At 37.3% G+C, this 26,863-nt stretch carries 24 protein-coding genes and 1 tRNA gene; 17 read left to right on the forward strand and 8 right to left on the reverse strand.

Annotated features, from left to right (window positions below; all coding sequences use genetic code 11):
* Nucleotides 1–248 precede the first annotated feature (248 nt).
* From FLEMA_RS71930 to FLEMA_RS76830, 3 genes are all read left to right on the forward strand, one after another.
* Entirely contained in the window at nt 249–641 is a 393-nt protein-coding gene (locus FLEMA_RS71930) for a hypothetical protein (protein WP_044172714.1), read from the forward strand.
* 6 nt (nt 642–647) lie between these two features.
* Nucleotides 648–1,916 carry a VapE domain-containing protein gene (locus FLEMA_RS71935; RefSeq protein ID WP_052354187.1) on the forward strand — a complete coding sequence of 423 codons (1,269 nt, stop codon included), beginning with the start codon at nt 648–650 and terminating at the stop codon, nt 1,914–1,916.
* A 146-nt stretch (nt 1,917–2,062) separates the two neighbouring features.
* Nucleotides 2,063–2,257, forward strand: a complete 195-nt coding sequence (locus FLEMA_RS76830; RefSeq protein ID WP_144080137.1) for a hypothetical protein — start codon at nt 2,063–2,065, stop codon at nt 2,255–2,257.
* A 172-nt stretch (nt 2,258–2,429) separates the two neighbouring features.
* Here the strand turns inward: FLEMA_RS76830 and FLEMA_RS0140040 are convergent.
* The 3 genes from FLEMA_RS0140040 to FLEMA_RS0140060 form a co-directional block, all read right to left on the reverse strand.
* Nucleotides 2,430–2,503: transfer RNA gene (locus FLEMA_RS0140040), tRNA-Asn, on the reverse strand.
* 166 nt (nt 2,504–2,669) lie between these two features.
* Nucleotides 2,670–3,305, reverse strand: a complete 636-nt coding sequence (gene rsmG / locus FLEMA_RS0140050; RefSeq protein WP_026996708.1) for a 16S rRNA (guanine(527)-N(7))-methyltransferase RsmG — start codon at nt 3,303–3,305, stop codon at nt 2,670–2,672.
* A gap of 39 nt (nt 3,306–3,344) precedes the next feature.
* Nucleotides 3,345–4,469 (reverse strand): glycosyltransferase, encoded by a 1,125-nt coding sequence (locus FLEMA_RS0140060; protein WP_026997924.1) that lies wholly within the window; start codon nt 4,467–4,469, stop codon nt 3,345–3,347.
* Nucleotides 4,470–4,622: 153 nt separating this feature from the next.
* Between FLEMA_RS0140060 and tgt the strand changes: the two genes are divergently transcribed.
* The 14 genes from tgt (at nt 4,623) to FLEMA_RS72010 (ending at nt 23,183) form a co-directional block, all read left to right on the forward strand.
* Nucleotides 4,623–5,756, forward strand: coding sequence for a tRNA guanosine(34) transglycosylase Tgt (tgt, locus tag FLEMA_RS71945; protein WP_044172720.1), 1,134 nt, complete (start codon nt 4,623–4,625; stop codon nt 5,754–5,756).
* 129 nt (nt 5,757–5,885) lie between these two features.
* Nucleotides 5,886–8,300: an SLBB domain-containing protein gene (locus tag FLEMA_RS71950; RefSeq protein WP_081681358.1), complete on the forward strand. Its 2,415-nt coding sequence runs from the start codon at nt 5,886–5,888 to the stop codon at nt 8,298–8,300.
* A 16-nt stretch (nt 8,301–8,316) separates the two neighbouring features.
* Nucleotides 8,317–9,393: a Wzz/FepE/Etk N-terminal domain-containing protein gene (locus tag FLEMA_RS71955; RefSeq protein ID WP_044172724.1), complete on the forward strand. Its 1,077-nt coding sequence runs from the start codon at nt 8,317–8,319 to the stop codon at nt 9,391–9,393.
* Between the two features lie 132 nt (nt 9,394–9,525).
* Nucleotides 9,526–10,479, forward strand: coding sequence for a glycosyltransferase family 2 protein (locus tag FLEMA_RS71960; protein ID WP_159102715.1), 954 nt, complete (start codon nt 9,526–9,528; stop codon nt 10,477–10,479).
* A gap of 2 nt (nt 10,480–10,481) precedes the next feature.
* Nucleotides 10,482–11,507 (forward strand): NAD-dependent epimerase/dehydratase family protein, encoded by a 1,026-nt coding sequence (locus FLEMA_RS71965; protein WP_044172742.1) that lies wholly within the window; start codon nt 10,482–10,484, stop codon nt 11,505–11,507.
* 11 nt (nt 11,508–11,518) lie between these two features.
* Entirely contained in the window at nt 11,519–12,823 is a 1,305-nt protein-coding gene (locus FLEMA_RS71970; RefSeq protein ID WP_044172743.1) for an oligosaccharide flippase family protein, read from the forward strand.
* Nucleotides 12,824–12,854: 31 nt separating this feature from the next.
* Entirely contained in the window at nt 12,855–14,150 is a 1,296-nt protein-coding gene (locus tag FLEMA_RS71975) for a hypothetical protein (RefSeq protein ID WP_044172745.1), read from the forward strand.
* Between the two features lie 4 nt (nt 14,151–14,154).
* Entirely contained in the window at nt 14,155–16,020 is a 1,866-nt protein-coding gene (gene asnB / locus FLEMA_RS71980) for an asparagine synthase (glutamine-hydrolyzing) (RefSeq protein WP_044172746.1), read from the forward strand.
* On the forward strand, nt 15,972–17,093 hold the full coding sequence (locus FLEMA_RS71985) for a glycosyltransferase (RefSeq protein WP_044172748.1): 1,122 nt from the start codon (nt 15,972–15,974) through the stop codon (nt 17,091–17,093). The genes asnB (FLEMA_RS71980) and FLEMA_RS71985 overlap by 49 nt, the downstream gene beginning before the upstream one ends.
* A gap of 11 nt (nt 17,094–17,104) precedes the next feature.
* Nucleotides 17,105–18,205 (forward strand): glycosyltransferase, encoded by a 1,101-nt coding sequence (locus tag FLEMA_RS71990; RefSeq protein ID WP_044172751.1) that lies wholly within the window; start codon nt 17,105–17,107, stop codon nt 18,203–18,205.
* An 18-nt stretch (nt 18,206–18,223) separates the two neighbouring features.
* The gene (asnB, locus tag FLEMA_RS71995; RefSeq protein WP_044172753.1) at nt 18,224–20,095 is read left to right on the forward strand and encodes an asparagine synthase (glutamine-hydrolyzing); all 1,872 of its coding nucleotides are present in this window, start codon (nt 18,224–18,226) and stop codon (nt 20,093–20,095) included.
* 1 nt (nt 20,096) lies between these two features.
* Nucleotides 20,097–21,233, forward strand: a complete 1,137-nt coding sequence (locus FLEMA_RS72000; protein WP_044172756.1) for a glycosyltransferase family 4 protein — start codon at nt 20,097–20,099, stop codon at nt 21,231–21,233.
* A gap of 183 nt (nt 21,234–21,416) precedes the next feature.
* Nucleotides 21,417–22,517 (forward strand): non-hydrolyzing UDP-N-acetylglucosamine 2-epimerase, encoded by a 1,101-nt coding sequence (gene wecB, locus FLEMA_RS72005; protein WP_310587229.1) that lies wholly within the window; start codon nt 21,417–21,419, stop codon nt 22,515–22,517.
* 114 nt (nt 22,518–22,631) lie between these two features.
* Nucleotides 22,632–23,183, forward strand: a complete 552-nt coding sequence (locus FLEMA_RS72010; RefSeq protein ID WP_044175014.1) for a YceI family protein — start codon at nt 22,632–22,634, stop codon at nt 23,181–23,183.
* A gap of 199 nt (nt 23,184–23,382) precedes the next feature.
* Here FLEMA_RS72010 and FLEMA_RS0140535 read toward each other — a convergent pair whose 3' ends face one another.
* The 5 genes from FLEMA_RS0140535 to FLEMA_RS0140570 form a co-directional block, all read right to left on the reverse strand.
* Nucleotides 23,383–23,748, reverse strand: a complete 366-nt coding sequence (locus tag FLEMA_RS0140535) for a DUF2200 domain-containing protein (protein WP_026996724.1) — start codon at nt 23,746–23,748, stop codon at nt 23,383–23,385.
* 6 nt (nt 23,749–23,754) lie between these two features.
* A complete protein-coding gene (locus FLEMA_RS0140540) occupies nt 23,755–24,087 on the reverse strand; it encodes an iron chaperone (RefSeq protein WP_026996725.1) in 333 nt (110 codons plus the stop codon).
* Between the two features lie 788 nt (nt 24,088–24,875).
* A complete protein-coding gene (msrC, locus tag FLEMA_RS0140560) occupies nt 24,876–25,364 on the reverse strand; it encodes a free L-methionine (R)-S-oxide reductase MsrC (protein WP_026996726.1) in 489 nt (162 codons plus the stop codon).
* Nucleotides 25,365–25,426: 62 nt separating this feature from the next.
* Entirely contained in the window at nt 25,427–25,921 is a 495-nt protein-coding gene (locus FLEMA_RS0140565; RefSeq protein WP_026996727.1) for a hypothetical protein, read from the reverse strand.
* A 114-nt stretch (nt 25,922–26,035) separates the two neighbouring features.
* A complete protein-coding gene (locus FLEMA_RS0140570; protein WP_026996728.1) occupies nt 26,036–26,830 on the reverse strand; it encodes a (Fe-S)-binding protein in 795 nt (264 codons plus the stop codon).
* Nucleotides 26,831–26,863 lie beyond the last annotated feature (33 nt).

Consider the following 26,863-nt stretch of genomic DNA (forward strand, 5'->3'; position numbering starts at 1 on the left):
TCCAATATGTAGCAGTGTGTCTTCCTGACTTTACCCATTAACAACAGAGCAGAGTCAAATATCTTAATTAAGCTTTAAACAAATTATTTGTAATCATATTACATGGTATAATTATGGAACTAATGTACATAAATAGAAAGGATATTTCCTATTATCAGTCAAGATTTAGTCGTAAAAGTCACCCTTCATAACCTTCTTCTTTTCTCTCATATTTTGCTTTTTCTTCCCTTTAAAATCAATTTATAGATATGAATACAATTGCTCAACAAGAGAGCCTAACCGATGATTTTTTTTCAAAACATGGCAAATTAATGTGTATTGAACTGCTTGAACTTGACCAATTGAAAATAAATGAATGGATATTAAGCCAAATTAACTATCGAAACTCATTGGAGAAAATACAATATGAAGAGATTTTCGACCCTAAAAGACAGAAGCATCTTGAAATGCTGAATCAACAAATAGAAATGTGGCTAACGTATTGCCAGAGCGTTCAACATACTATCAAAATTCTTGAAGTTGATGTATTGAACAAAATGAAATTTGACATAGACCACTGGGAAGAATACAGAAGGCTAATTACTTACTGTTCTTATCTTGAATCTATCATTCGAACCATCAACAAATCTAAATCAATTTAAGCATTTATGACTGCTAAGCATGAGACACTATCACTGGCTGATTTAATAAGTATGAACAGTAAAGGTGAAAGTACAGACCCGAATAAAAAGGATAATAAAAATACTTCTCTGAGAAACAATCAAACCATATTAGTTAGAAAATACTTGACCGAGAACTATGATTATAGATATAATACAATCACTGACTCTCCAGAATGGAAAATAAAACAAGACAATACGTTTACTCGATTAAATGATTACAAACTAAATAGCATAGCTTTTGAACTTGAATCTAATGGTTCATTTATGCCTGTCGATAAAATTTTTCGCCTACTCAAATCCGACTTTGTTCCTCTTGTTAATCCTATTGAAAACTACTTTGATTCTTTAAAAGGCGGTAACACATCTAATCAAATGATTGCTAAGCTTGCAAAAACAGTTAAAGTTGAGAATCAAGACTTGTTTGAAAAACATTTAACTAAGTGGTTAGTAGGCACAGTTGCAAATAGTTTAACAAAAGAAGGATGTCAAAACCATACTTGTCTGGTACTAACTGGTCAACAAGGAGTATTTAAAACAACATGGCTAAATAACCTATGTCCTCCTTCTCTTAAAGAATACATCTATACCGGAAAAATAAATGTAGAAAGCAACGATACACAGGGAATGCTGGCGGAGTTTTTCATCATCAATATTGACGACCAACTAAGAAACTTAAATCGAAAAGATGAAAATGCACTTAAAACACTTATTACGCTTGACTCAGTAAAAATCCGTAAGCCCTATGACAGACTCATTACTAAACGTCCAAGATTAGCTTCTTTTTGCGGAAGCATAAATGGAAACGATTTTCTAACTGACCCTTCTGGCTCTCGACGCTTTTTACCTTTTGAAGCTCTTGGTATCAATATTGAAGAAGCAAAAAAAATAGAAATAGATTTAGTTTGGGCAGAAGCTTACCATCTATTCAAAACAGATTATCAGTACTGGTTTAGTCAAGGCGATATGGCAGAATTGCAAAATAACAATGAAAGCTTTAGTGTAAATGAAACAGGATATGAGCTTCTTATTGAGCTTTACAAACCTACCAGCAAAAATGACAAGGAGGCTGAGTTTCTACAAAGCTCTGTTATTCAAAGTTCACTTGAAAAGCATTATGGCAAAATGCTAAATAGTAGAAAACTCGGAAATGCCTTAAAAAAAGGAGGATTTGAAAGGATGAGTAAAAAAGAGAATGGAGTATCGAGATATGTTTACATTGTAAAAAGCATACAAAACGAAGTGGTAGTAAGCTAAATGTGAGAAATGGTAGTAAGAGTAATGTATCATTACTACTAAACCTCTCAAAATTAAAGCACTGTAAAACAGAGTATTAATAAAATAATTTATCAAAAATACATTGGTAGTAAGGTAGTAAGATAAAAAGCTACAAAGAACACAAAATGAAAAGACTGCGAATTCACTCAGAGGAAATAATGACAATTATGGGCTGGTCGAGAAAACATACATATAGAGTTATGAGAACCATTAAAGACTGTTATCCTAATTCTAAAAAGTATGTAATGCTAAAAGATTTCGCTGACCATATTGGTACATCCGAAGACTACGTACAAGAAGCAATTTCAGAACACAATTAAGAAGGTCCATAAAGTCTTCTTTTTTTATGCCAAAAATATAGTATTGATTGGGAAGAATAAGATTCTTACTAATTCTGGAAAAGACGTTTGGAAAAGAAACCTATTTTTTGGAAAAGACTTTAACAAAAAAGCCTTCATACGTTGCGTATGAAGGCTTTTTTGTGATTAATTGCTCCCTCTCCTGGGCTCGAACCAGGGACCCCATGATTAACAGTCATGTGCTCTAACCGACTGAGCTAAGAAGGAATCTGTTTCACAATTCTGTGTTTCTTTGTTCCTGAATTGTGATGCAAAATTACACGGTAATCTGTTACGACGCAAGTGTTTTCTGCAAAAAAAACTAAAAAAAATATTCTCATTGGCATTAAACTTTGATTTTCAGTTTTTTACAATGAAAACTTTTTTCATTTTTTTATACCATTGGTATATGAACTACCTTTTTTGTCTCAAAAAACTCTTCGTTGAAGTAGTTGAATAGCTCATACGTCTTACTTTTTTTACCTAATTCTTTCAACTCCTCATCTAGGTCACCTCCTTTTAGGTACAAAATACCATTTTTTAGTTTATTATAACAGTTGATATTTACTTTGCCTTTTACCCATCCATAAAAAGGTGTAATACGTGTAACGGCTCTGCTTACAATGAAGTCGTATTCGCCATCTACTTGTTCGGCTCTGATTTGTTCGGCTTTTACATTTTCTAAACCTAAGGCTGCTGATACTTCTTGAACAACCTTGATTTTTTTGCCAATGCTATCAATTAAATGAAACTGACAATACGGAAATAATATAGCCAATGGAATACCCGGAAAGCCACCCCCTGTACCAACATCTAGTATTTCGCTAAAATCCTTGAAATTGACCACCTTCGCTATTCCTAAAGAATGTAAGATATGTTTTTCATAGATATTGTCGATGTCTTGGCGTGAAATAACATTAATTTGCTCGTTCCAGTGGCGATATAACTCGCCTAATTGAGCAAATTGCTGTTTTTGTTTGTCGGTAAGTTGGGGAAAATATTTTTCTATCAAACTTGAATCGTTAGTCATGATGCTTAATTATTGGTTGTTTTTAATATGTCAAATTACTTATTTCCAACGCATTTTTCTACGCTTTGGTACAATATTGTTGAGCCCCATCCATAAGTAATAGCCTGTTATCAGAAAATCCCAACAAGGGATACTTATTGTTGAAATCGTACGGTCTAATAGTTTGTTGGCACTGGCCAATACTACCCAGTGGACAATCAGTCGTAACAAGAATAACCCTATTATCCAGTATTTTAATAAGTCAAAAAATACAAAAGGAATTAAAGCTATGAGCGACAGCCAGAAAAGAATTTGGGAACTAGCCAAAAGCCCTAGTGCTATTTTATTTTCTTTTTTATAGTATTTACTCACAGAGATATGCCTTGTTTTTTGGCGATACCAGTCTTGCCATGTCTCTTTCGGTATAGAATACATAAATGTTTCGGGCTCAAGACATACCGCTGTATTATGTACATTGGCAACTTCGTTCATAAACAAATCATCGTCGCCCCCAAGGATATTGGTATGTTTGGCAAACCCTCGATTATTAAAAAATAACGATTTGCGATACATCAAATTACGCCCCACGCCCATATATGGCATTCCATAAAGAGCAAATGAGAAATACTGTAGAGCTGTCAAAAAGGTTTCGTATCGAATCAGTTTATTCAGAAAACCTTTGCTGGAAAAATAAGGCGAAAAACCCAGTACAATATCTTTTTGAGCATTTAGTAGCTGTGCCATTCCCTGAATCCAAAGAGCTGATTGAGGGCGGCAGTCGGCATCGGTCAGTAGTATTACCTCATATTTGGCCGATTTTATACCCAATGTCAAAGCATATTTTTTAGGCGAAAGGTGTTCGGGGGGGTGTTCGATTCTCAAAAAACGGACTTTTTCAAAACAATGGCTTTCAGTTAAAAGGTAATCGTAAGTGCCATCGTGCGAGCGGTCATCCACAATAATTACTTCAAAGGTTGGGTAATTTTGTGAGTTGAGCAAAGGGATGAGTTCTTGCAAATTCGATAACTCATTCCAGCTACACACAATAATTGATACAGCAGGAAGTTTTGCAGGTGGCTCTTCTTCGAGGTTCGGATATTTATTGATTTTCGCTAAAACAAAAATGATATAAAATAACTGAATACCTAGAGCCAATAAAAAGATGATAAGTAAAAATGGTATCAAAGCGAAACAAACTGTTTGTGTTTTTGAAAACGCAAAGATAGTGATTCCTAAGTAGTGAGTGCTGATAAGTGTCTAGTTTTTGGTAACTTTGCAGGCTTTTCGACAAAGAAAACATTTAGATTAAGAAAAACGCTAATTTCCCAAGATAGTATTATGACATTTGACATACATAACACCGACCCCAATAGTAAAGCTAGGGCGGGTGTCATTCAAACAGACCACGGACAGATACAAACACCAATTTTTATGCCTGTAGGCACAGCAGGGTCGGTAAAGGCGGTGCATCAGCGAGAACTCAAAGATGATATTAAAGCCCAAATTATTTTGGGGAATACCTATCACTTGTATTTGCGTCCGGGATTAGACATTTTGGAAAAGGCTGGTGGCTTGCATAAGTTTAATGGCTGGGACAAACCCATCCTCACCGACTCTGGAGGCTATCAGGTATATTCTTTGGCGGGTACTGGTCGCAAAATCAAAGAAGAAGGCGTAACTTTTAAGTCACATATTGATGGCTCAAAGCATATTTTTACCCCAGAAAAAGTAATGGATATTCAGCGAACCATCGGTGCCGATATTATTATGGCATTTGATGAATGTACGCCCTACCCCTGCGAATATGGCTATGCTCGCGAGTCGATGGAAATGACGCACCGTTGGCTAAAACGCTGCTGTGAACATTTTGATGCTACCGAGCCTAAATATGGCTATCAGCAAACTTTATTCCCAATTGTACAAGGCAGTGTTTATAAAGATTTGAGGGTGAAGTCGGCCGAAGTTATTGCTAGCTTCGAGCGTGAAGGCAATGCCATTGGTGGGCTTTCGGTAGGCGAACCCGCCGAAATGATGTATGAAATGACCGATATGGTAACCGATATTTTGCCAAAAGACAAGCCTCGGTATTTGATGGGAGTAGGCACACCTGCCAATATTTTGGAAGGAATAGGTTTAGGAATAGATATGTTCGACTGTGTAATGCCTACTCGCAATGCCCGCAACGGAATGTTATTTACTACAGAAGGAATCATCAATATCAAAAATGAAAAATGGAAAGATGATTACTCTCCTATAGACCCAGGCTTGGATAGCTACAACAGTAATTTTTATACCAAAGCTTATCTTCGTCACTTGGTAAAAGCCGAAGAAATATTGGGTGCTATGATTGCCAGTGTACATAATCTTACCTTTTATTTGTGGTTGGTTGGACAAGCTCGTGAGCATATCATTGCTGGTACTTTCCGGGCATGGAAAGACCAAATGGTTGTTAAATTAATGCAACGTCTTTAACCGTTAGATAACTAGAATACTATACCTGATATGAAGGTATAGTATTTCTTTGTATTTTTGTAACTCACCTGTCAATACTAACCTTATCAGTCATTTATCTAACCAAAGTGGCATTGAAGCGACACTAAAATGAATTTACCATTCCTAAACACTCTGAGACTTCAAAAACGCTCGGCAACCCATAACCCTTCTCAAGTACTTTTTTTTGTACTATTTAGCTTATTAATTTCATGGTCTTCTTTTGGACAAAAACAGAAGGTAGAAGATTTGACCGATGAACAGGTAAAAGCTTTTATTCAAAAAGCTCAATCTAGCGGTATGTCTGAAAGCCAGATAGAAAAAGCCGCTATATTACAGGGTTTTACCCCCGCCGATGTAGCTAAAATGCGTGAAAGAATCGAAAAAATAAAGCAAGAAGAGGGTAAAAAAACAAATCAGTCTGAAATTTTGGAGGAAAAACCTATTGCTGGTCGAGCCCAAAAAGGTACTAAACTCTCGAAAGTGACATTTACCGATTCTACCGATACCAACAAAAAGGATAGTGTTCTCGTAAAAAAAACAAAGGTGTTTGGAGCATCACTTTTTAGTAAAGAAAGCCTCACCTTTGAGCCCGACCTACGTATTCCTACGCCACGAAATTATCAACTTGGCCCCGATGACGAACTGAATGTCGATATTTTTGGCAATGCTTTAGACAATTATAAGCTAAAAATTAGCCCTGAAGGTACAGTAAGAATCCTGAATTTGAGTCCTATTTATGTCAATGGCCTTACTATTGAAGCCGCATCCGAGCGTATAGTAGCACGTTTACGTCAATTATACCAAGGTATTAATGTAGCAGGAAGTGGTGTGTCGGCTCAAATAACCCTTGGGAATGTGCGTAGTATCAAGGTTACTATAACGGGCGAAGTAGCTCGTGCGGGTTCTTATACGGTATCATCTTTGGCAACACTTTTCAATGCCTTGTATATGGCTGGTGGCCCTTCCGAAAACGGCTCTTATCGTAATATCCGCTTGATTCGTGATAACAAAGTAGTGAGAATCCTCGATTTATATGATTTCTTGCTTCGTGCCGACCAAAAAGATAATGTTCGTTTACAAGACCAAGACGTAATCAGAATTGCCGATTATGATACCCGAGTAGAATTGTCGGGCGAAGTAAAACGACCTTTTATTTTTGAAGTAGAAAAAGGCGAAACCCTCAAGGATATTCTCCGTTTTGCAGGAGGATTTACCGACAAAGCATATACTTATGCTATCCAACTCAAAAGAAATACGGCCAAAGAATTAAAACTTATCAATGTTGCTCAGGAAGAAGTGGCCACTTTTATTCCTAAAAGCGGTGATAAATATACGATTGGAACAATTCTTGAGCGTTACGAAAATCGAGTGAAAATATCGGGTTCTGTATTTCGTCCAGGCGAATACGCTTTAGAAAAAGGTGTTTCAACCGTAAAAGAATTGATTAAAATTGCCGAAGGACTTAAACCTGACGCTTTTAAAAATAGAGCAACCCTCAAAAGACAAAAAGATAATGATGAGTTTGAACTTGTGGGTATCGACCTCAACCAATTGATGACTGGGGTAATAGATGACATTCCGCTCAAACGAGAAGACCACCTAACGATATTTTCGGTGCTTGGCTTGAAAGAAAAACGCATTGTACGTATCGATGGCGAAGTAAATAATGCTGGAAACTTTGACTATATCGAGGGAATGACCGTAGCCGATTTGATTTTATTGGCAAAAGGATTTACCGAAGGGGCAAGTTATGCTAAGTTAGAGTTGTCGAGAAGGGTAAAAGACGATACCCTTGATTTAGCCTCAGGCCAAAATGTTCGTATTATTGTTTTTGATATAGATAAAGAGTTGAAACTTGCAGCCAATGCAGCCAATTATGTACTACAGCCTTTCGATAAGCTTAATATACGCAAATCGCCAAGATATGAGGAACAAAAAACGGTATTTGTAGAAGGCGAAGTGGCGTATCCGGGTACTTATACTATCAAAGACAAAACACAACGCATTACCGATATTATTCGTTTGGCTGGTGGATTAAAAAATGGGGCTTTTCCAAAAGGAGCAACATTTCAACGAGATACCGCTATTGTGGCTATCGACTTAGATATTATTTTGAAACAACCTGAAAAATCAGAAAATTTATTACTAATAGATGGCGATAAATTGATGATTCCTCGCCGCCTCGAAACGGTGAAATTGTCGGGTGAATTACTCAATCCTGTTTCAGTGGCCTATCGTGAGGGGTTGGGTGTACGTGATTATTTGGCACAGGCTGGGGGGCTTACCGAAAATGCCGTTAAAGGTAGAATTTTTGTAAAATACGCCAACGGTTTATCTGACAGAACACGTAAGTTTTTTGTTTTTAAAAGTTATCCAAGTGTAGAACCCGGTGCAGAGATTATAGTGCCGTCTTCGCCCAAAGAAAGTGGTTCTAAACTTTCTACAGGCGAGCGTATTGCCATTCTAGGAGCGATTAGTTCCTTGGCCTATATTATCGTGAATATCATCAATACCGTGAAATAAGAAAATTCTCAGACAATTGGAAGCACAGAATTTACAAGGGCGAAAGCCCCAAGAAAAAGAATTGACAATAGACTTGTCTGAAATAGTGCAATCCATTATTAAAGGTAAATGGATTATACTTATCACGAGCTTTGTTTTTGCAGTGGTGGGGGCTGTATATGCCCTTAGCCTACCAAATTTATATACCTCCGAAGTGAAAATTTTGCCAGAATTAGATTCAAAAGATATAGGAGGTCTTAGTAAATTCAAATCGTTGGCTGGCTTGGCAGGTGTTGATTTAAGTAGCTTGAGTTCAACCGAGGCTATTCGCCCTGATTTGTATCCTAATATTTTGCAAAGTACACCATTTTTGATGGATGCCCTCCAATTGAAGGTTTTTGTGGCAAAAGAACAAAAAACGCTAGTTCTTTCAGAATACCTCGAAAAATTGCGAAAAGAAACTATTAGCTACAAACTTTTTGGGGAATCCGATAGCGATTTATTTAAAATTAATCCCAAAGAAGCTCCCAATGAAACCTTGTTGCTCAACAAACAACAATTGCTATCATTGGCAGATTTAAAAGAAAAAATCACTGCATCATTAGATAAAAAATCGGGGGTAATTAGTATGAGTGCCAAAATGCCCGACCCTATTGTAGCAGCGTCGTTAGTGAAGTTTTCGCAAGACTATCTGACCAAATATGTTATTGGGTATCGTACCGAAAAAACCAAAAACGATGTGGTTTTTTTACAAGCCCGGGTACAAGAAGCCAAGAAAAGATACGATAGTGCGTTGTTTAATTATTCTAATTATCAGGACAGAAATAGAGCGGTGTTTTTGAACGTAACCCGTGATGAAGGCAAAAAACTCCAGTATGAAGTAGACCTGTCGTACAATCTGTACTCTGAGCTAACCAAGCAACTAGAAGAATCTAAGGTGAAGATTCATAGAGAAACGCCTGTTTTTAAGATTTTAGAACCAGCTCAGATTCCCTTGAAGAAAAGCGAACCCAAACGTTCGGTATTAGTAATGGCATTTGTGATATTAGGAGGTATTATTAGTGTAATGTATATCTTCTTTAAAAGTCTTAATTTGTCAAAATTGTTTAATTGATATACCCAAAGATTCGAGATATATTAACTTGGGTAAGTGTACAAAATAGTGAGCATATTGAATAAAATACTCATTTGTAATGAATCCATAGCTAGTTGCTAAATACAGTTCTCTCCTCAACAAATTATGCCTGTGAGCTATCCGGTAGTTACAGTAATTTGCACCTGTTTCAACCACGAATTATTTGTAGAAAAAGCACTACAATCTATCATAAACCAGCATTATCCACAACTCGAAATATTTGTTGTGGATGATGCTAGTACCGATAACAGTCCTCAAATTATCCAATCTTTTTGTCAGAAACATCCTCAGATACAGGCTATATTACATCATAAGAACCAAGGAATATGCAGGTCGTTCAATGAGGCTTTTTACCAATCGCATGGCGAGTATATCATAGACTTTTCGGCCGATGACATATTATTACCTCAACGAATCAGCTTACAAGTAGAATACTTGATGAAAACTCGCCCACAAGTTGGGGTTATTTATAGTAATGTAATGTATATAAATAATAAAGGAGGGTTCATAAAATATCATTTTCCGCTAAAAAAGAAAGTAAGTCCTCCTAGTGGTGACATTTATTGTGATTTGCTAAAAAAGTCATTTTTTGCAGCTCCATCTATGATGATAAAAAGAGGCGTATTAGAGCAGTTAGGAGGTTATGATGAAAGTCTTGCATACGAAGATTTTGACTTTTGGGTTCGCTCAGCTCGTGATTGGGAATATCAATATCAAGACCAAGTGCTTACTATAGTGCGTATTGTCAACAATTCGGCTTCATCACGTTTTAATCAAATCAATAATCCTCTCTTATATTCTGCCTACTTGGTTTGCAGAAAAGCGTTAAGCCTTAATCGTACTGATACCGAAAACCGAGCCCTGCAGGTGCGTATAGGAAAGTATTTGTTGCGGGCTTTTTTTACTCATCAATTTCATCTTGCATTACTTTTTAATAAATTATTAATAAAAAAAGAAAAAATATTGTTTTTTCCTATAGTTTTGTTAACTTATATGCAGCTAAGAGTACACAAGTTGTTTTTACATGTTCTAAAAATCTATAATCATTTTAATAACTACCCTTAACCATGAGTTTAACAACGTTCTATTGCGACCTTATCCGTCAAAATACTTTTTTGGTTACTGGCGGAGCTGGTTTTATTGGCTCTCATCTTGTAGAGTTTTTACTATCACATCAGGCTCATCGAGTGGTGGTGTTAGACAACCTCTCTACGGGTTCACTTCAGAATATCCAATCTTTTTTAGAATACCCCAATTTTACTTTTATAAAGGGCGATATTTGTGATTTAGCCACATGTCAGCAAGCCTTTGATGGCGTTGATTATGTACTTCATCAAGCAGCCCTAAACTCTGTACCAAGGTCATTGAAAGATCCTCATGCAACCCATACCGTAAATGTGACAGGATTTATGAATTTGATGACAGCAATGATAAATGCTCCTACACAAGTAAAAAAGATGGTATACGCTTCATCATCATCTGTGTATGGAAATAGCCGAAACAATATCAAGCAAGAACAAGATAAAGGGGAGGTACTTTCGCCTTATGCCGCTTCAAAATTGATTAATGAGATTTATGCCGACTTATTTTCCAGAACACATCAGCTTGATATTTTAGGGTTACGCTATTTTAATGTATTTGGGCCACGACAAAACACAGAGGGGCTTTATCCTCCTGTAATTCCTCATTTTATTCAGTCTATTCTCAATAATCAGCCTGCGATTATTCATGGTACAGGCGAGCAAACTCGTGATTTTACCTATATCGACAATGTGATTCAGGCCAATATAAAAGCCCTTTTTACCAAAACCCAAAGCAATACATTAAAGACCATTAATATTGCTTGCAACCAAAGCGTTTCGGTGAATACACTCTGGAAGAATATTAATTATTTCTGTCAGAAGAATATTCAACCTGTTTATGCCCAAACACGCACAGGCGATATTGAAAACAGTAAAGCTGATATAAGCGAAGCCAAGAATATCCTTAATTATATGCCTGAGGTACTTTTTGAGGAAGGATTAAAACGAACTATTGTATGGTATCAGGATAGAGACTTGGCTAGATATACACAATTACCCATAAATGCCTAGCTTTTGGTAAAATGACCAAGCTTAGGGCTTTCATTCAGGGCTTGTTACAAGCTCGTTTATCTACGTATTTTATATGGCAGGTATTACAGTTATTGGTTTCACTGCTAAGTAATATTGTTTTAGTTCGTTTATTAGGTGCTACCAAGCTAGGAGAGTTAAGCTACGTAATGGCTTATACAGCCATTTTTGGTGTGATTGCTGGGATTTGGCTCAAAGATATTGTGATAAAAGAGCTTGTATTGTATCCAGAAAATACCCTACAAATACTGGGTTCGGCATGGGTTATTTCGGTAGGCTGCTCTATTATGGCTTATGGTATTTGTTTGGGATGTTATGTTGTTTTTGGGCATTTTAATACAGAACAATGGCATTACATCGGTATTTATGGTTGTATGTTTTTTTATACGCCTTTGCACGTAGTATATTTTTATTTTGATGCCCGAAAAATACCTCAAAAAATAGCCCAAATCAATACACTGACTACTGTATTTATCAATACCATTAAACTGCTAGCTGCTTATTATTCTTCTACAGATTTGTACAGCTTTTTGGTATTGAATGGACTGGCTAGTGCTTCATTACCTATTGCTTACTTTTTTCTTGCACATCAGCAGGGAATTAGTATGATTCGGTGGAGGTTTTCGGTGAGTATTGCCAAAAGTTTGATAAGACAATCGTTACCAGTTTTTTGTGCTAAAATATTGGGAATATTGTACCTGAAGGTTGACCAGCTCATATTGGCACAATACACATCTTTTAGCGATTTAGGTAAATATAATGCTGCCGTCAAGCTAATCGAGGTTTGGTATTTTGTGCCGATGCTATTGTTTACGAGCTATTATCCAAGCATTATCGAAGCCAAGAAAAAGAATGCCGTAGCCTTCGACACAAGTATGATTTTGTTGTTTAAAATATGCTTTTGGTGCTTTTATAGTGTAGCCTTGATTATAGCTATTTTAAGTCCCTTTATTGGGGAAATACTTTATGGCTCTACCTTTGGCGACATCGGTTATTTGCTATTGGGGTTATCGGTTTGTTTGTTATTTGTTTGTCTGGATACTGCCCGAAATGCTTTTATTTATTTGCATAATCTTAGTTATTATATGATTCTGATTAATGGGATAAGTACTTTACTCAATATAGGACTCAATTTTCTTTTTGTACCCCAATGGGGGGTATCTGGAGCGGTGCTAGCCTCTGTATTTTCTTATACATTTTCGGGATTATTGAGCAATAGCTGTTTTCGATCTATGCGGCCTATTATGGTACTGATTAGGCAGGCGTGGCGGCAATCATTATTATTCACCCGTTTTTAAAAGAATAGTTGTCTACCAACAAACAATACTTATGCTTTATGATATTGCCAGATACCTCTTTTATCTATTGAGCTTATGGGGGCTTGTTTATTATACTTTTCAATTGCGGTTCATCGACTTTTTTACACTTTCTTTTTTTAGTGCGGTGATTTACTTTATTCCTGGGTATTCGGGTTTGGTGATTAACCCTTATGATACCGACGAAACAGTACCTCTTTACGAAAAGTGCTATTGGGTGTACGATGTAGTTTTGTTAGGAAATTTGCTTTCTGTAGTGCTGTATGACTATTTTTTTCAAGATAAAGCTATTGTATTTTACATTCCCAGAAACGAGCATATTGCTTTTTGGAGTTGTGCTATTGCCTTGATAGGTTTTGGAATGTCGCTTTGGAGGTTTCCTGAACTATATTTTGATAGAGAAAATATTAGTAAAGGGCAGTTACAAGAAATCTTGAGCCATCAGGCCGACCGCTGGAATATCATGTGGTCGATGGGGGCTATGTTTTTGGCCTTAGTTGCTTTTGAAGGTAGGTACAAAATCTATTTGGGCTGTGCCATTGTATTGTTATTATCGGATATGCTTTTGGGGGGCAATCGTTCGTCCTCGGTTTTTACCTTAATTGCAGGATTGTGTATAACCATGGCTCGCAAAAAATATGTACTTGCTCGTTATTTCAGAACCACCACACATCTCTTAAAAGGCTTTATCCTTCTGTTTTTCTTTATGAGCTTTTTTGTGTTGAAACTACTATTACCCCTGATTCAGGCCAATAGACTTGATTTATTTTCTGAAATATACCCTTCTTGGACAGATGTACTTTTTCATGCCTTTGTGGTAGGTGAGCCTGCGGGTATTCAAGCCAACTTGGCCGAAACGCTACGTTTGGGTATCGAAACAGATTTTTATCACCCTGTCGATATTGTGTCTCAGCTAATAGTAGGAGGCGACTGGCTGGGAATGTCAACATCAAGCCATTATTTAACTCAAAAAGATATTTTTCCCGATTTAGAATATGGTATTGCTTATAATATTTGGGGCGATGTTTGGGCTAGCGGCGGGTGGATTATGCTGGTGTTTTTTGTGATTTTTTATCATATCATGATTGTATTGGGTTGTTTGGTTTTCAAAAAAACACAAGGATTTGCTATGATTTGTACAGCCATTTTTTTTACTATTTGGGCTTTTTATATTCATCGCAACAACTTGTTTTTTCAGATTTATTTACAAAAAAGAGTTGTATTATTTGCTCTGGTAGTGCTGGTGCTGTCGTGGTTTAGTGCTGGTGTAGTTGGTCAGGTTAATTCAAAAATATCCAAACCTTTATAGCTGTATGTGTGGATTTGCAGGGTTTATAGACTATTCACTTAGCTCAGACCAACTGATGTTGCATCGGATGAATGCTCGCTTAAAGCATCGAGGGCCAGATACTTCGGACGAATATTTTAGTCAAAATCACTATTACCAAATAGGTTTGGGGCATCATAGATTAGCTATTTTGGATATTTCTCAGCAGGGAAAACAACCTTATTGTTTTCAAGATTGGCTTTTGGTTTTTAATGGCGAAATCTACAATTTTCGGGCAATACGCCATGAACTCTCTACATTGGGGTATAAATTCGAGTCGGACACAGATACAGAGGTGTTGATAAAAGCTTTTGATTGTTGGGGTACAAGAGCCTTGCCTCAATTACGAGGAATGTTTGCTTTTGTATTGTACAACCAACGTACACATACCCTATATATGGCTCGTGACCGAGCCGGAACAAAGCCTTTGTACATATATCAGCAAGGTAAGGTATTGCTTTTTGCCTCAGAACTAAAGGCTTTTCATGAGTATCCTACTTTTCAGAAAAAGATTAATGTGTCGGCTCTTGCTTGTTTTTTTCAGTATGGCTATATACTTGCTCCTGATACTATTTTTGAAAATACGTTTAAAATAAATGCTGGAGAGATACGCACTTTTGACCTATTTACAAAAACGCAGCAGGTATCTGAATACTGGAATCCCGAGCAGTTTGCTATTGTATCGCCAGATAATTTGGGTGAAGAAGAGTTACTTACACAAATCGAAAGTACACTACAAACGGCCTGCCAATACAGAATGGTATCGGATGTCCCTGTGGGTATTTTTTTGAGTGGAGGTTACGATAGTTCGCTTGTAGGCCAGTTGCTAGCCCCCAAACATACCGATATACAAGCTTTTAGCATAGGATTTGAGGAAAAGTTGTTTGATGAATCTGTTTATGCCTCCAAAATCGCACAGCATATTGGTATTCGGCATAGGGTATGTGTTTGTACCGAAAAAGAAGCTCAAGCCATTTTGCCGACCTTACCTTATATCTATGATGAACCCTTTGGTGATAGCTCGGCAATTCCCTGTATTTTACTAAGTCGTTTTGCTGGTGCATCTATCAAAGTTGCCTTGTCGGCAGACGGAGGCGATGAGGTTTTTGGAGGATATAATAAATATTTATACTCACAAAAGATTCATCAGGTTTGTGCTTATTTCCCACAAAAAATACGACAAATAGTAGCCCAATGGCTATTGCTCTTTCCTTACTCGTCTCACAAAATAGATAAGCTTCTGGCTATACTTCAGTCAGATAATAGGCATACCTCTATCATGAAGCTTATTAGCCAAAATCAAACAGAGCGACAAGTACGCCAATGGGTTCAGGGGCATTTTTTCTTGAGTCAGAATATTTTTGAAACTCATCCCCAAAATGCTATTGATGGTTTTAACAATATGCTTTTACTAGATTATAAAAGCTATTTAACCGACAATATTATGGTGAAGGTAGATAGGGCTACCATGAGCGTTGGCCTTGAAGCCCGTGAACCACTGCTCGACCACCAGTTAGTTGAACTTTTAACAAAAATTCCTAGCAATATCAAAGTACAACACCACACAAGTAAATACTTACTAAAAAAAATAACGCATCAATATTTGCCCATTGAGCTAATGAATCGCCCCAAAAAAGGGTTTAGTATTCCTCTGAGCCAATGGCTACGAGGAAGTTTTAAAGCTATGGTAGAAGATTATATCAACCAAGATACCCTAAACAAGCACCAGTTGTTAAATACTACTCAAATACTACGTCATAAACAGGCTTTTATGAAAGGGCAAATAACTAATCCTAACAACTTATGGAATACGCTACAATTTCAACTTTGGTACGAAATGTGGATGAAATGAAGGCTCGTCTCAAAATAATGTTTGTATTACCAAGCCTTGCTAGCGGAGGCACAGAAAGGGTTGTCCTAAACCTTGTTAATCATTTACCTACTCAGATATTTGATATTACGCTGGTAGTAATGACCAATCAAAACGCTGCATATTCGGTGTATAATACAGGTGTGAAGGTTGTTTTTTTGCATAAATCAAAAATTAGGTATGTGGTGTTCAGGTTGTTTCGGGTAATATATCGGACAAAACCACAAATCATTTTTTCAAGCCTTGATTTCAACAAAATACTATCACTATTCCGACCATTTTTGCCAGCTGATACCTATGTCGTAGCACGGGAGTCTAGTATTGGACAGTACACCCAATCCTTTTTGAATAAATGGCTCATGCGACTATTTTATCCTCGATTAGACCTCCTTGTTGCACAGTCGGTGTATATGGAGCAACATTTAATTCAATATTTTGGTATAAACCCCAACAAAATACAAGTTATCCACAATCCCGTGGATACCAATATGATTCGGCAATCTCAACAAGTTCCTATACCAATAACCTTGCCCAATGTTCCTATTTTTATTACAGTAGGTCGGCTTCATCCAGTGAAGGGGCATTTACGCCTTTTGAAAGCTTTAGCTTTGTTAGAAATCCCCTTTTTATATCTCATTATTGGAGAAGGTACAGAAAGGCAGAGGATAGAGCAAACAGTAAAAAAATACCAACTAAACGAAAAAGTAAAGCTACTGGGGCATTGTACCAACCCTTTTCAGTATTTGGCTCGTGCTACTCTTTTTTTGCAAGGGTCGTTTACGGAGGGTTATCCCAATGCCCTGCTCGAAGCCAACGCCTGTGGTATACCAGCGGTAGCTTTTGATGTGCCAGGTGGTACTAGTGAAATCATCTTGAAAAGGCTCAATGGTTTTTTAGTACCCAACAACGATATAAAAGGTTTTGGTGATACCATTGAAGAAGCCTTGCGTACTCGATTTAATAAAGAGGCTATTCAAAAATTAACTTCCGAACGCTTTGCCTTAACGCAGATTATTAAACTTTACCAAGAAATGCTACTTGAAATAGCCCGTTAAACACCTTTTTGATGAAAATAAAAATCACCTACATTATCACAAGCTTAGGCTTGGGAGGTGCAGAAACAATGCTTTATAAACTGGTAAAATACAGCCTAAAAGAACAGTATGATATTAGTGTAATATCGCTGATTGATGAAAGCCAATTAGCAACGAAGTTCCGAGAAATCGGCGTAGAGGTTTATATTTTGCCTTTTTCTCGTACTACTATGAGTCCATTAGCTTTATGGTACTTAATCAAGCAATTACGAATTCTGCGGCCACAGATTATACATACGTGGCTGTATCATGCCCATATTTTAGGCGGTTTGGCTTCCTTGTGTTTGTGGCCACGTTCTCGTGTGATTTGGAATCTAAGAAATACCCTAAGTGGTGTTCAAACCCAAAAGCTTTGGTTTGTGGTATATCTGTGCAAATATCTCTCTTCCATATTGCCACATCATATTATTTCCTGTTCTGAAAAAGGGGCTTTAGAGCATCGAGCAATAGGCTTTAGACAACCCATAAAAGTAATACCCAATGGCTTTGAGAAAACTACCATTACTCATGACAGTAATCTTGTATTACCCAGAAATAAAATTATTATAGGTTTGATTGCCCGTTTTTCACCTGAAAAAGATCATCAAACCTTTATTCAAGCTGCCCAAATATTTATAGAGTTTTACCCCGAAGCACTGTTTGTTTTGTGTGGCAAAGCGTGCGATTCATCCAATACTACCTTGATTCAGTGGTTATCTGAGGCCAATCTGCTGTCCACTTTTATATTATTAGGCGAGCAACCCCATGTTAATTCAATTCTTTGTCAGCTCAGTATATGTACACTTTCTTCATATTCAGAAGGTTTCCCTAATATACTTGGCGAGGCAATGGCATCTGAGGTACTCTGTGTAAGTACCAATGCAGGCGATGCTGCATTATTGTTGGGGAATAATGAATTGATTGTTCCCTGTAAAAATCCTACAGCTTTAGCTTATACATGGAAAAAGGTGTTGGGATATAAAGGAATAGAACAAAAAAGGATAAAAAAAGCTTTGCGTTTTCGAGTCGAGCATTTTTTTTCTATGGAAAAAGTTGCTCAACAGTATGATCAGCTACATCAATCTATTATATAAAATCAAAATACAATATCTATGTGTGGTATCAATGGAGTTGTTTCGTTACAACCTATTCTCGAACCCCGCCGTATTATTCAGCAAATGAATCGCCTTGTACACCATCGTGGCCCTGACGATAATGGTACTTGGGTGGCATCGTCTCAAAACCTTGCTATGGGAATGCAACGCCTTGCTATTGTTGATATAAACACTGGGTATCAACCCATGCTCATAGATAATCTGGCGTTGGTGTTCAATGGAGAAATATACAACTATCAATATCTCAAGAAATTTTTACAAAGCAAAGGGTTGTCATTTGTTACAGAATCAGATACTGAAGTTATTATTCAGGGGTTCAAATACTGGGGAATAGCCGTTTGCCAACATCTTGAAGGAATGTTTGCTTTTTCTTTGTACGACCAAAATACTAAGCAACTCTATTTGGCCAGAGACATAAATGGCGAAAAACCTTTGTATTATACAATTGGTAAACAATGCTGTATATGGGCTAGTGAACTAAAATCGCTGAAATATGCCTATCAAGAATTATTGGGCGAGCTACCTCCTATAAATCCCGAAGCTCTTTATTTGTATTTTAGTCTTACTTTTATTCCTGCTCCTTTTAGTATATACCAAAGCATAGCAAAGCTCGAACCTGCCCATTATTTACAGCTAGACACCACCCTCATGCAGTATAAAAAGGTAGCCTATTGGGCATTTTCGTCTGCTGTTGCTCATGATTTAACCTATAGCCAAGCCCAAAAGCAAATACAAACATTAGTAACCGAAAGCATAACACAGCAATTACAAGCCGATGTACCACTAGGAGTATATTTGAGTGGAGGCGTAGATTCCAGTATCGTAGCGAGTATTGCACAGGCAAACCGCCCTCATAAAGCATCTATCAAAACCTTTTCGGTGGGTTTTGAGAATCCACATTTTGATGAGTCGAAAAGAGCTCAACAAGTAGCCAATTATTTAGGAACACAGCACCATTGTTTTGTATTGACGTATCGGCAGTTGGCCGAGGAAATCGAAGAGGTTATTCTGCATTTTGACGAACCTTTTGCCGATTCATCGGCTTTGCCGAGCTATTTTTTAGCTAAAAATACCCGCCAATATGTAAAAGTGGCCTTAACAGGCGATGGAGCCGACGAAGTATTTGGGGGGTATAACCGTTATGCTATGCCTTACTATGGAGCGAAGTATCGGCAAATTATATCTTCAGAAAAATATCATCGTAGACTAAAATCCTTTTTGAGCCAACTCCCTTTTCGTGGAAAACTCCATAGATTTCTTGAAGCTGTTGGAGGCTCTTCCCAAGAAGATATTCTACAGGTGGGTACATTAGGTTTTTCGCCTTTAGTTCTGTCAAGTATTTTAAAATCTAACTGGCATATTCCTTCCTTGTTTTTGTCCCAACAGCTATCTGAATATTCGCCGTATTCGGTTTTACAACAGGCTCGTTATTGGGACAAAAGTATTGCCTTGGAAGGCGATATGCTTACCAAAGTAGACAGAACTAGCATGATGGCTTCGCTCGAATGCCGATCGCCTTTTTTGGCTAAATCCCTCTGGGAATTTACCCATCAGCTACCCGATGACTATTTGATTTATCAGGGAAAACATAAGCGGATCTTGAAAGAAACCTTTGCTGATAGGCTTCCTTCAGGTTTTTTTAATTTGCCCAAACACGGCTTTGAAGTTCCTGTTGGTCAATGGCTTAGCCATGAGCTTCAGCCCGAGTTGTTACGATTGACCTCGATGGACTTTTTGCTTAATCAGGCTATTTTCGATGCCTTACCATTACAAAATGCTATTAGGTCAATGCTTCATTATCCAGGTTATTATTCATTCAAGTTATGGAGTCTTTTTTGTTTTCAAAAATGGTACGAAAAAAATTACTGATATGAGCAATCTTACATCTCCACATCTTTTTTTAGTTGTCAATGTCGACTGGTTTTTCTTGTCGCATCGCCTTGCCATTGCCTTAGCAACTTTGCATCAGGGGTATCGAGTTACAATTGTGACCCGAGATACAGGCCATCGTTCAACAATCGAATCGTATGGATTTACGATGATTGATTTACCAATGAAACGCTCGGGCAAAAACCTCTGGGAAGAGCTAAAAGTAATATATTTTTTATGGAAAACTTACCAACAAAATCATCCAGACTTGATTCATCATGTTGGTATAAAACTGATTCTTTGGGGTTCTATTGCCAATTTTTGGGCAAAGAAAGCTCCCGTTATTAATGCCGTATCGGGCTTAGGGTCGTCGTTATCGTCAAAAAAATGGAGTTTTGAAAAAATATTACTACGCCTTCTGCAGACATTACTTAGGGCCTCCAATCATCATTTTGTATTCCAAAATAATAATGATGCTACTTTCTTTCAAAAAAATATTCGCCTTGCAATATCTCAGTTTACTATCATAAAAGGTGTTGGGGTAGATACTACCTATTATCAAGAAACCCCCGAACTATTTACACCTTTACAAGTAGTACTTATTGCAAGAATGATACGAGATAAGGGTATCGATGAGTTTATTCGAGCTGCACTTTTACTACAACCCAAATGGCAATACCAAGCTTGTTTTAGCCTTATCGGAGGCCTCGATCCCGATAGTCCTAGTGCTTATTTGGAAGAGGAGCTTCAGCAAAACCTTATTCCTGATTACCTGAATTGGTTAGGTTTTCAGGCAGATGTCAGAGAACACCTAGAGCAAGCCAATATAGTGGTACTGCCATCGTATCATGAAGGCTTGCCCAAAGTACTCTTAGAAGCTTCGGCAGTAGGAAGGGCTATTGTTGCCAGTGATTGTGCTGGTTGTACTGCCCTTATTCAGCATGGTATAAATGGTATTTTAGTGCCTATCGGTGATGCTTCTCAACTAGCCCAACAAATCCATAATTTGTTAGAAAATACAGAGCTAAGGCTTGCATTAGGAAAAGCAGCCCGACTGAAAGTAGAACAAGAATTTTCTCAAGAAATTATTTGTCAACAATTCCTGATGCTTTATCAGGCTATGCTATTGGGTAAATAATGCTTTTTAACCAACTTTGTAGTCTAGGAGTGAATTTTTATCCACAATAAAATGTGGATAACTTTGTGGATAACTCTGTTTAGAGCCATTTTGTGTGTATAACTTCCTTAAATAGATACCTGTTTTTGTATTTTTTTACGCTTTTTTTGAGAAAATCACTAAAAATCACTAGAGAGATATACTATGTTGAAAATTCTTAATATTGTAGGGGCTAGACCCAATTTTATGAAGGTAGCACCATTGCATCGGGCCTTCGAGCAACATCCTGAGATTGAATCCAAGATTGTACATACAGGTCAGCATTTTGATGCTAAAATGAGTGATGTGTTTTTTGAACAGCTCCAAATGCCAAAACCTCATTATTTTTTGGGAGTGGGAGGTGGCTCACATACCGAGGTTACCGCCCGTACAATGATAGAGTTTGAAAAAGTGATTTTAGCCGAGCAACCAGACCTTGTCTTGGTGGTTGGCGATGTCAATGCAACACTAGCCTGTACTTTGGTAGCTATCAAGCTTCATATTCCTGTAGCACACGTGGAGGCGGGCTTGCGTAGTGGCGATAGAAAAATGCCAGAAGAACTTAACCGTATTTTGACTGACAGCGTATCTGATTTTTTATTTATTACAGAACAGTCGGGGATCGATAACCTTCGACATGAAGGAGTACCCGCAGAGAAAGTATTTTTTGTAGGAAATGTCATGATTGATTCGTTGGTACACTACCTCGAAAAAGCCAAACAAACACCTGTATTGACAGAGTTAGGCTTGGCAAAAGATGAGTTTGTAGTAATGACTATGCACCGCCCTGCCAACGTAGATACTGCCGAAGGGCTTGGAGCTATTTTGACAATTATTGAAAATACTGTCCCTCATAAAAAAGTAGTATTCCCGATTCACCCACGTACGGCCAACAATCTTAAAAATGTAGGCCTGTGGGAAAAAATACAAGCCATAGAAGGGTTGGTTTTGACAGAGCCACAAGGGTACTTAGAATTTTTGCAGTTGATGCAAAATGCTAGCGTGATTGTTACAGATTCGGGGGGAATTCAGGAAGAAACTACATTCTTAAAAGTGCCTTGCCTAACTTTTAGGGACTCGACAGAACGCCCAGTAACAGTAGAATTGGGGACTAATCAATTATTGGCTGACCTTAACCCACAGACAGTACACCAAAAACTTATGGAAATTCTTTCGGGCAAAGCCAAACAAGGTATTGTCCCGCCACTGTGGGACGGTAAAACTTCGGAAAGAATAGCTCAAATTTTAGTAGATAAATTAGCATAACAATGCCATATCGCAAAAAGCCATTCTGTACTAAGCTTCTGAATGGCTTTTGCTTCAACAAACTATAATGAGGATTTGGCCGTAGGTTTGATACATCATATAAATATCAAGGCCATGAAAATCTTTCTGTCAGTAGTAATCGGATGTTTATTGTTCTCCGCACAGTCATTTGCACAGTTGTATGCTACACAAAGTGGCGAAACTAGCTTTTTCTCAGAAACTCCCATCGAAAATATTACAGCAACGAGCAAAACCGTTGGTGCTATTATCAATACCCAAACAGGCGAAATAGCTGTTAGTATGAAAATAACTTCTTTCGATTTCCCGAATAAGCTTATGCAAGAGCATTTTAATGAAAATTATCTGGAATCGACAAAGTTTCCAACCGCAACTTTCAAGGGAAAAATACAGGAGACGATAGATTATCGTAAAAACGGTACGTACAATGTTACGACAAAGGGCATTTTAACCGTTCATGGGGTAGCTCAAAATAGGGAGTTTAAAGGAAAAATCGTGATTGATGCCCTAAAAGTAACACTCACCAGCGAATTTGATGTGAAACTGGTAGACCATAACATTGAGATTCCCAAACTGGTATTTGCTAAAATAGCAGAGGTAATCAAAGTGAGGTCTTCCTACAACCTAGTACCATATAACAAGAAATAATGAGTTGTCAAGCAAGACCAATATCCAAAGTAGCAAAGTGCCTATTTGTATATTGGTTTTGCTTGATTTTAGCTTGAGAGGTTTTATGGACTAATCTTTTAACATGATTCAGAATGAAAGGATTTTATGGGCTTTTTGAACAAATTTCCTCAAAAGTTTTTTCCTGCTAGCTGGCGAAGAGACTTTTGTCGATAGTCTTTTATGCTATTCTCAAAATCTTTTCCATCTTTTTTCCTTTCGCTAATTCGTCTACCAATTTGTCGAGACACCGAACTTGTCGGGTTATTGGGTTTTCAATTTCTTCTATCCTATAGCCACAAATTACCCCTGTAATTAAGTTAGCGTTTGGATTTATGTTAGCCATCTCAAAAAATGTTTGAAAGGTTACTTTTTCGTCAACAAGTTCTTTGATTTTTCTCTCGTCAAAACCCGTCAACCACTCTATAACCTGCTGTAATTCTTCCTGAGTTCTACCTTTTTTTTCAACCTTTCTAAGATAATGAGGAAGAACAGATGCAAAGGTTATTTTTGATATTCGTTTGTTATGTTCAGGGGTTATCTCCATTTTTAGTTAAAGTTGTGACTTCAGTTTGATAATACTTTTTATCAGTTCTATAGGCAAGGGTTTGTCGAGCATAAAATGCAGGCTGTCTTTGGTTTTTTTAGCCCTATATAAAGCCACCTCATTTTCAATTTCTGGTAAGCCATAAACGGGATAAAAGCCAATATGCTTTTTGTATGCTGTAAAATACAAATGATGTTTTCCTACTTTGAAAGCGGGCATATTATAACGAATACTTTCTTCGGTGTTGGGCAACACCTCAAAAAACACTTGTCGCAGAACATTTAATTTATCCTGAGTATCAGGTTCAAATTGCGATATATATTTTTCTACTTCTGTCATTGTAGGGAGTTTTGGGCTATCATAATTTTCAGGATGAATATTCTATTAACCAACATGGGTAATGAGCAATACACGCTTTTTTATATATTTTCAATTCTAATCTTGCTTTTTGAAACCCATTTTTTAGAATGTAAGCAAATAAGTCTCCAAATTCTTGTGTAAAATGTAGCTATTATTGGTAATATTATTGGGTTTACCCTACCAATTTTGATATTGGCATAAAGTATTTAAGCTCTAATCTCCTACCAATCTATTGCCAAAACAGCGTTTATGGTGGTTTTATCCTATCATGAAAGCCCCTCCGATACAACTTCAGTTGTATTACCTATGTCATTTGTTGTATGGTAATATATTAAAAATATTGCCTATTGAAAGCATTTTTATCTAAGCAGATATTTTTGTTGCGATGCACGATTTGTCTTCATTGTTTGACTATTTAACTCTCTCAGAAGCAGAAGTTATCTATCTACTTTTCTAGAGAAGCTTTTCAACCCCTAAAGTATTAATTTAAACCCTAAGAATTGCCGCTAACAATAGTTTTTTCTGAGAGTTTATAGGTGGTATTGTATGCAATCAACCAAAGATATTTTGTTTGATTAGTAGGAATAACCTTCTAAACGAAAATTTCTCATGGGTGGGTATCTTGTCAAAATTACGAGAATAGAAGAGTGTTGTTGGTAATGAACTTATTGAAAGGATGTTATAAAAGAAACTGCCTAACAACTTGATGAAAACCGTTAGGCAGTAGAAGGAATATTAGTGAGTGTCGAGATATATCCCTTAGCCTCTTAATGAAGTGTATTTTGTAGGATACCAATGATTTTTTCTAAACCTTGAGCATCTATGTCTGAAAAATCGTTGAGCTGGTCTGAATCTACATCGAGTACCATAGATACTTGTCCATTTTTATCAAAAACAGGAAGTACAATTTCTGATTTTGATGCTGATGAGCAAGCAATATGCCCTGGAAATGCCTCTACATCGGGTACAATGATAGTTTGCTGAGTAGTGTAGCAATGTCCGCAAACTCCTTTATTGAAATTAATTCGTGTACAGGCAATAGGCCCTTGAAAAGGCCCTAATACCAATTGATTTTCTTTTTTTAAATAAAACCCAACCCAAAAAAAGCCAAAGGCTTCACGCAGTACAGCCGAAATATTAGCCAAATTGGCTATCAAATCAGTTTCATGCGTAATCAATGCTTCGATTTGAGGTGTGATAGCCTCATAAATAGCTTGACGGCTAGTAGTGGTTGGTATATATAAATTTTCGGCCATGATGAAGTGATGATTAGGCTATTAAACTTAGCCCCGTTCAGATATTGATAAAAGGTTGTTGATTAAGCCGTAGCGGTTTTAAAATACCTATCCATCCACGAATCGCCAGCTTTAACTTGCCATTTTGCCTGAAAATCATCAATATTGGCTACTAGGTTATTAAAAATAATAGTATCGGGTGTGATTATACCTTCTGCTACTAAGGGCTTGATTTTGAGCATTTCAACAGTCTGTATGGAGTTGTTGTGCCAATATGCTATTGAGCGGTCAAAAAAATTGATAGCTAGGTTTTGTCCCAAATCTTTAAGCCAACGAGTAGATGCGTCGATTGAGCATCCAGAGGCGGCATTTTGTTTCTCATCTACAGCCACTATAACAAAACGCTGGTGCAATACCTGAAACGAACCTGCCAACGGAGCACCGTGTGCAGCCCAATCGGCCACTTGATTTGACAAATATTGCTCTATAGCCAAAATTTCTGAGCTTGTTAAACTTCTGTCGGCCTGATATACCCATATACGGGCATAAGAAGGCATATTATCAAACGATATAAGCATGGTAAACGGAAATTAAAGATGATACGTAATCATGTAAAATTAGCTATTATTTATAGGACAGCCCTATTTAGTTATCGACGTAGTTTTATCGAAGCTAATGTTACTTTTTTAAAACTACATACTTGCATCAATCAGTTCCGCCAAATCATAAACTTTTACTGAATCTTCTTTTTCTTTGTTTTTTACCCCATCCGACATCATAACCATACAAAAAGGACAAGCCACTGCAATCGTCGACGCTCCTGTTTCAAGGGCATCTTCAATACGTTCTACATTAATATCTTTCTGCCCTTTTTCAGGTTCTTTAAACATCTGAGCTCCACCAGCACCACAGCATAAGCCTTTGGTACGGCAACGTTTCATTTCAACCAAGTCGGCATCGAGGGCCTCTAAAACAGCTCTTGGTGCTTCATAAACGTTGTTGGCACGGCCCAAATAGCAAGAGTCATGATAGGTGATTTTTTTACCTTTAAACTCGCCTCCCTCAGTCATTTTGACACGACCGTCATTAATAAGTTGTTGTAAAAACTCGGAATGATGAATTACTTCATAATTGCCACCAAGAGCAGGGTATTCATTTTTGAGTGTATTAAAACAATGCGGGCAAGCTGTTACAATTTTTTTGATACCATAGCCATCCAATACCTGAATATTCATGGTAGCCTGCATTTGGAAAAGAAACTCGTTGCCTGCTCTTCTGGCAGGGTCGCCTGTACAAGATTCTTCTGTGCCTAAAACCGCAAAATTAATACCCACACGATTAAGTATTTTGCAAAAAGCAATGGTTACTTTTTTATAGCGGTCGTCAAAAGAACCTGCACAACCTACCCAAAAAAGAATCTCGGGCATTTGGCCATTCATGGCTAATTCGGCCATAGTGGGCACTTTAAATTCTATTTCTTGTGACATATTCCTTAGCGTTTATTGAGGCTCTTTACAACA

Source organism: Flectobacillus major DSM 103 (assembly GCF_000427405.1).
Taxonomy (GTDB): domain Bacteria; phylum Bacteroidota; class Bacteroidia; order Cytophagales; family Spirosomataceae; genus Flectobacillus; species Flectobacillus major.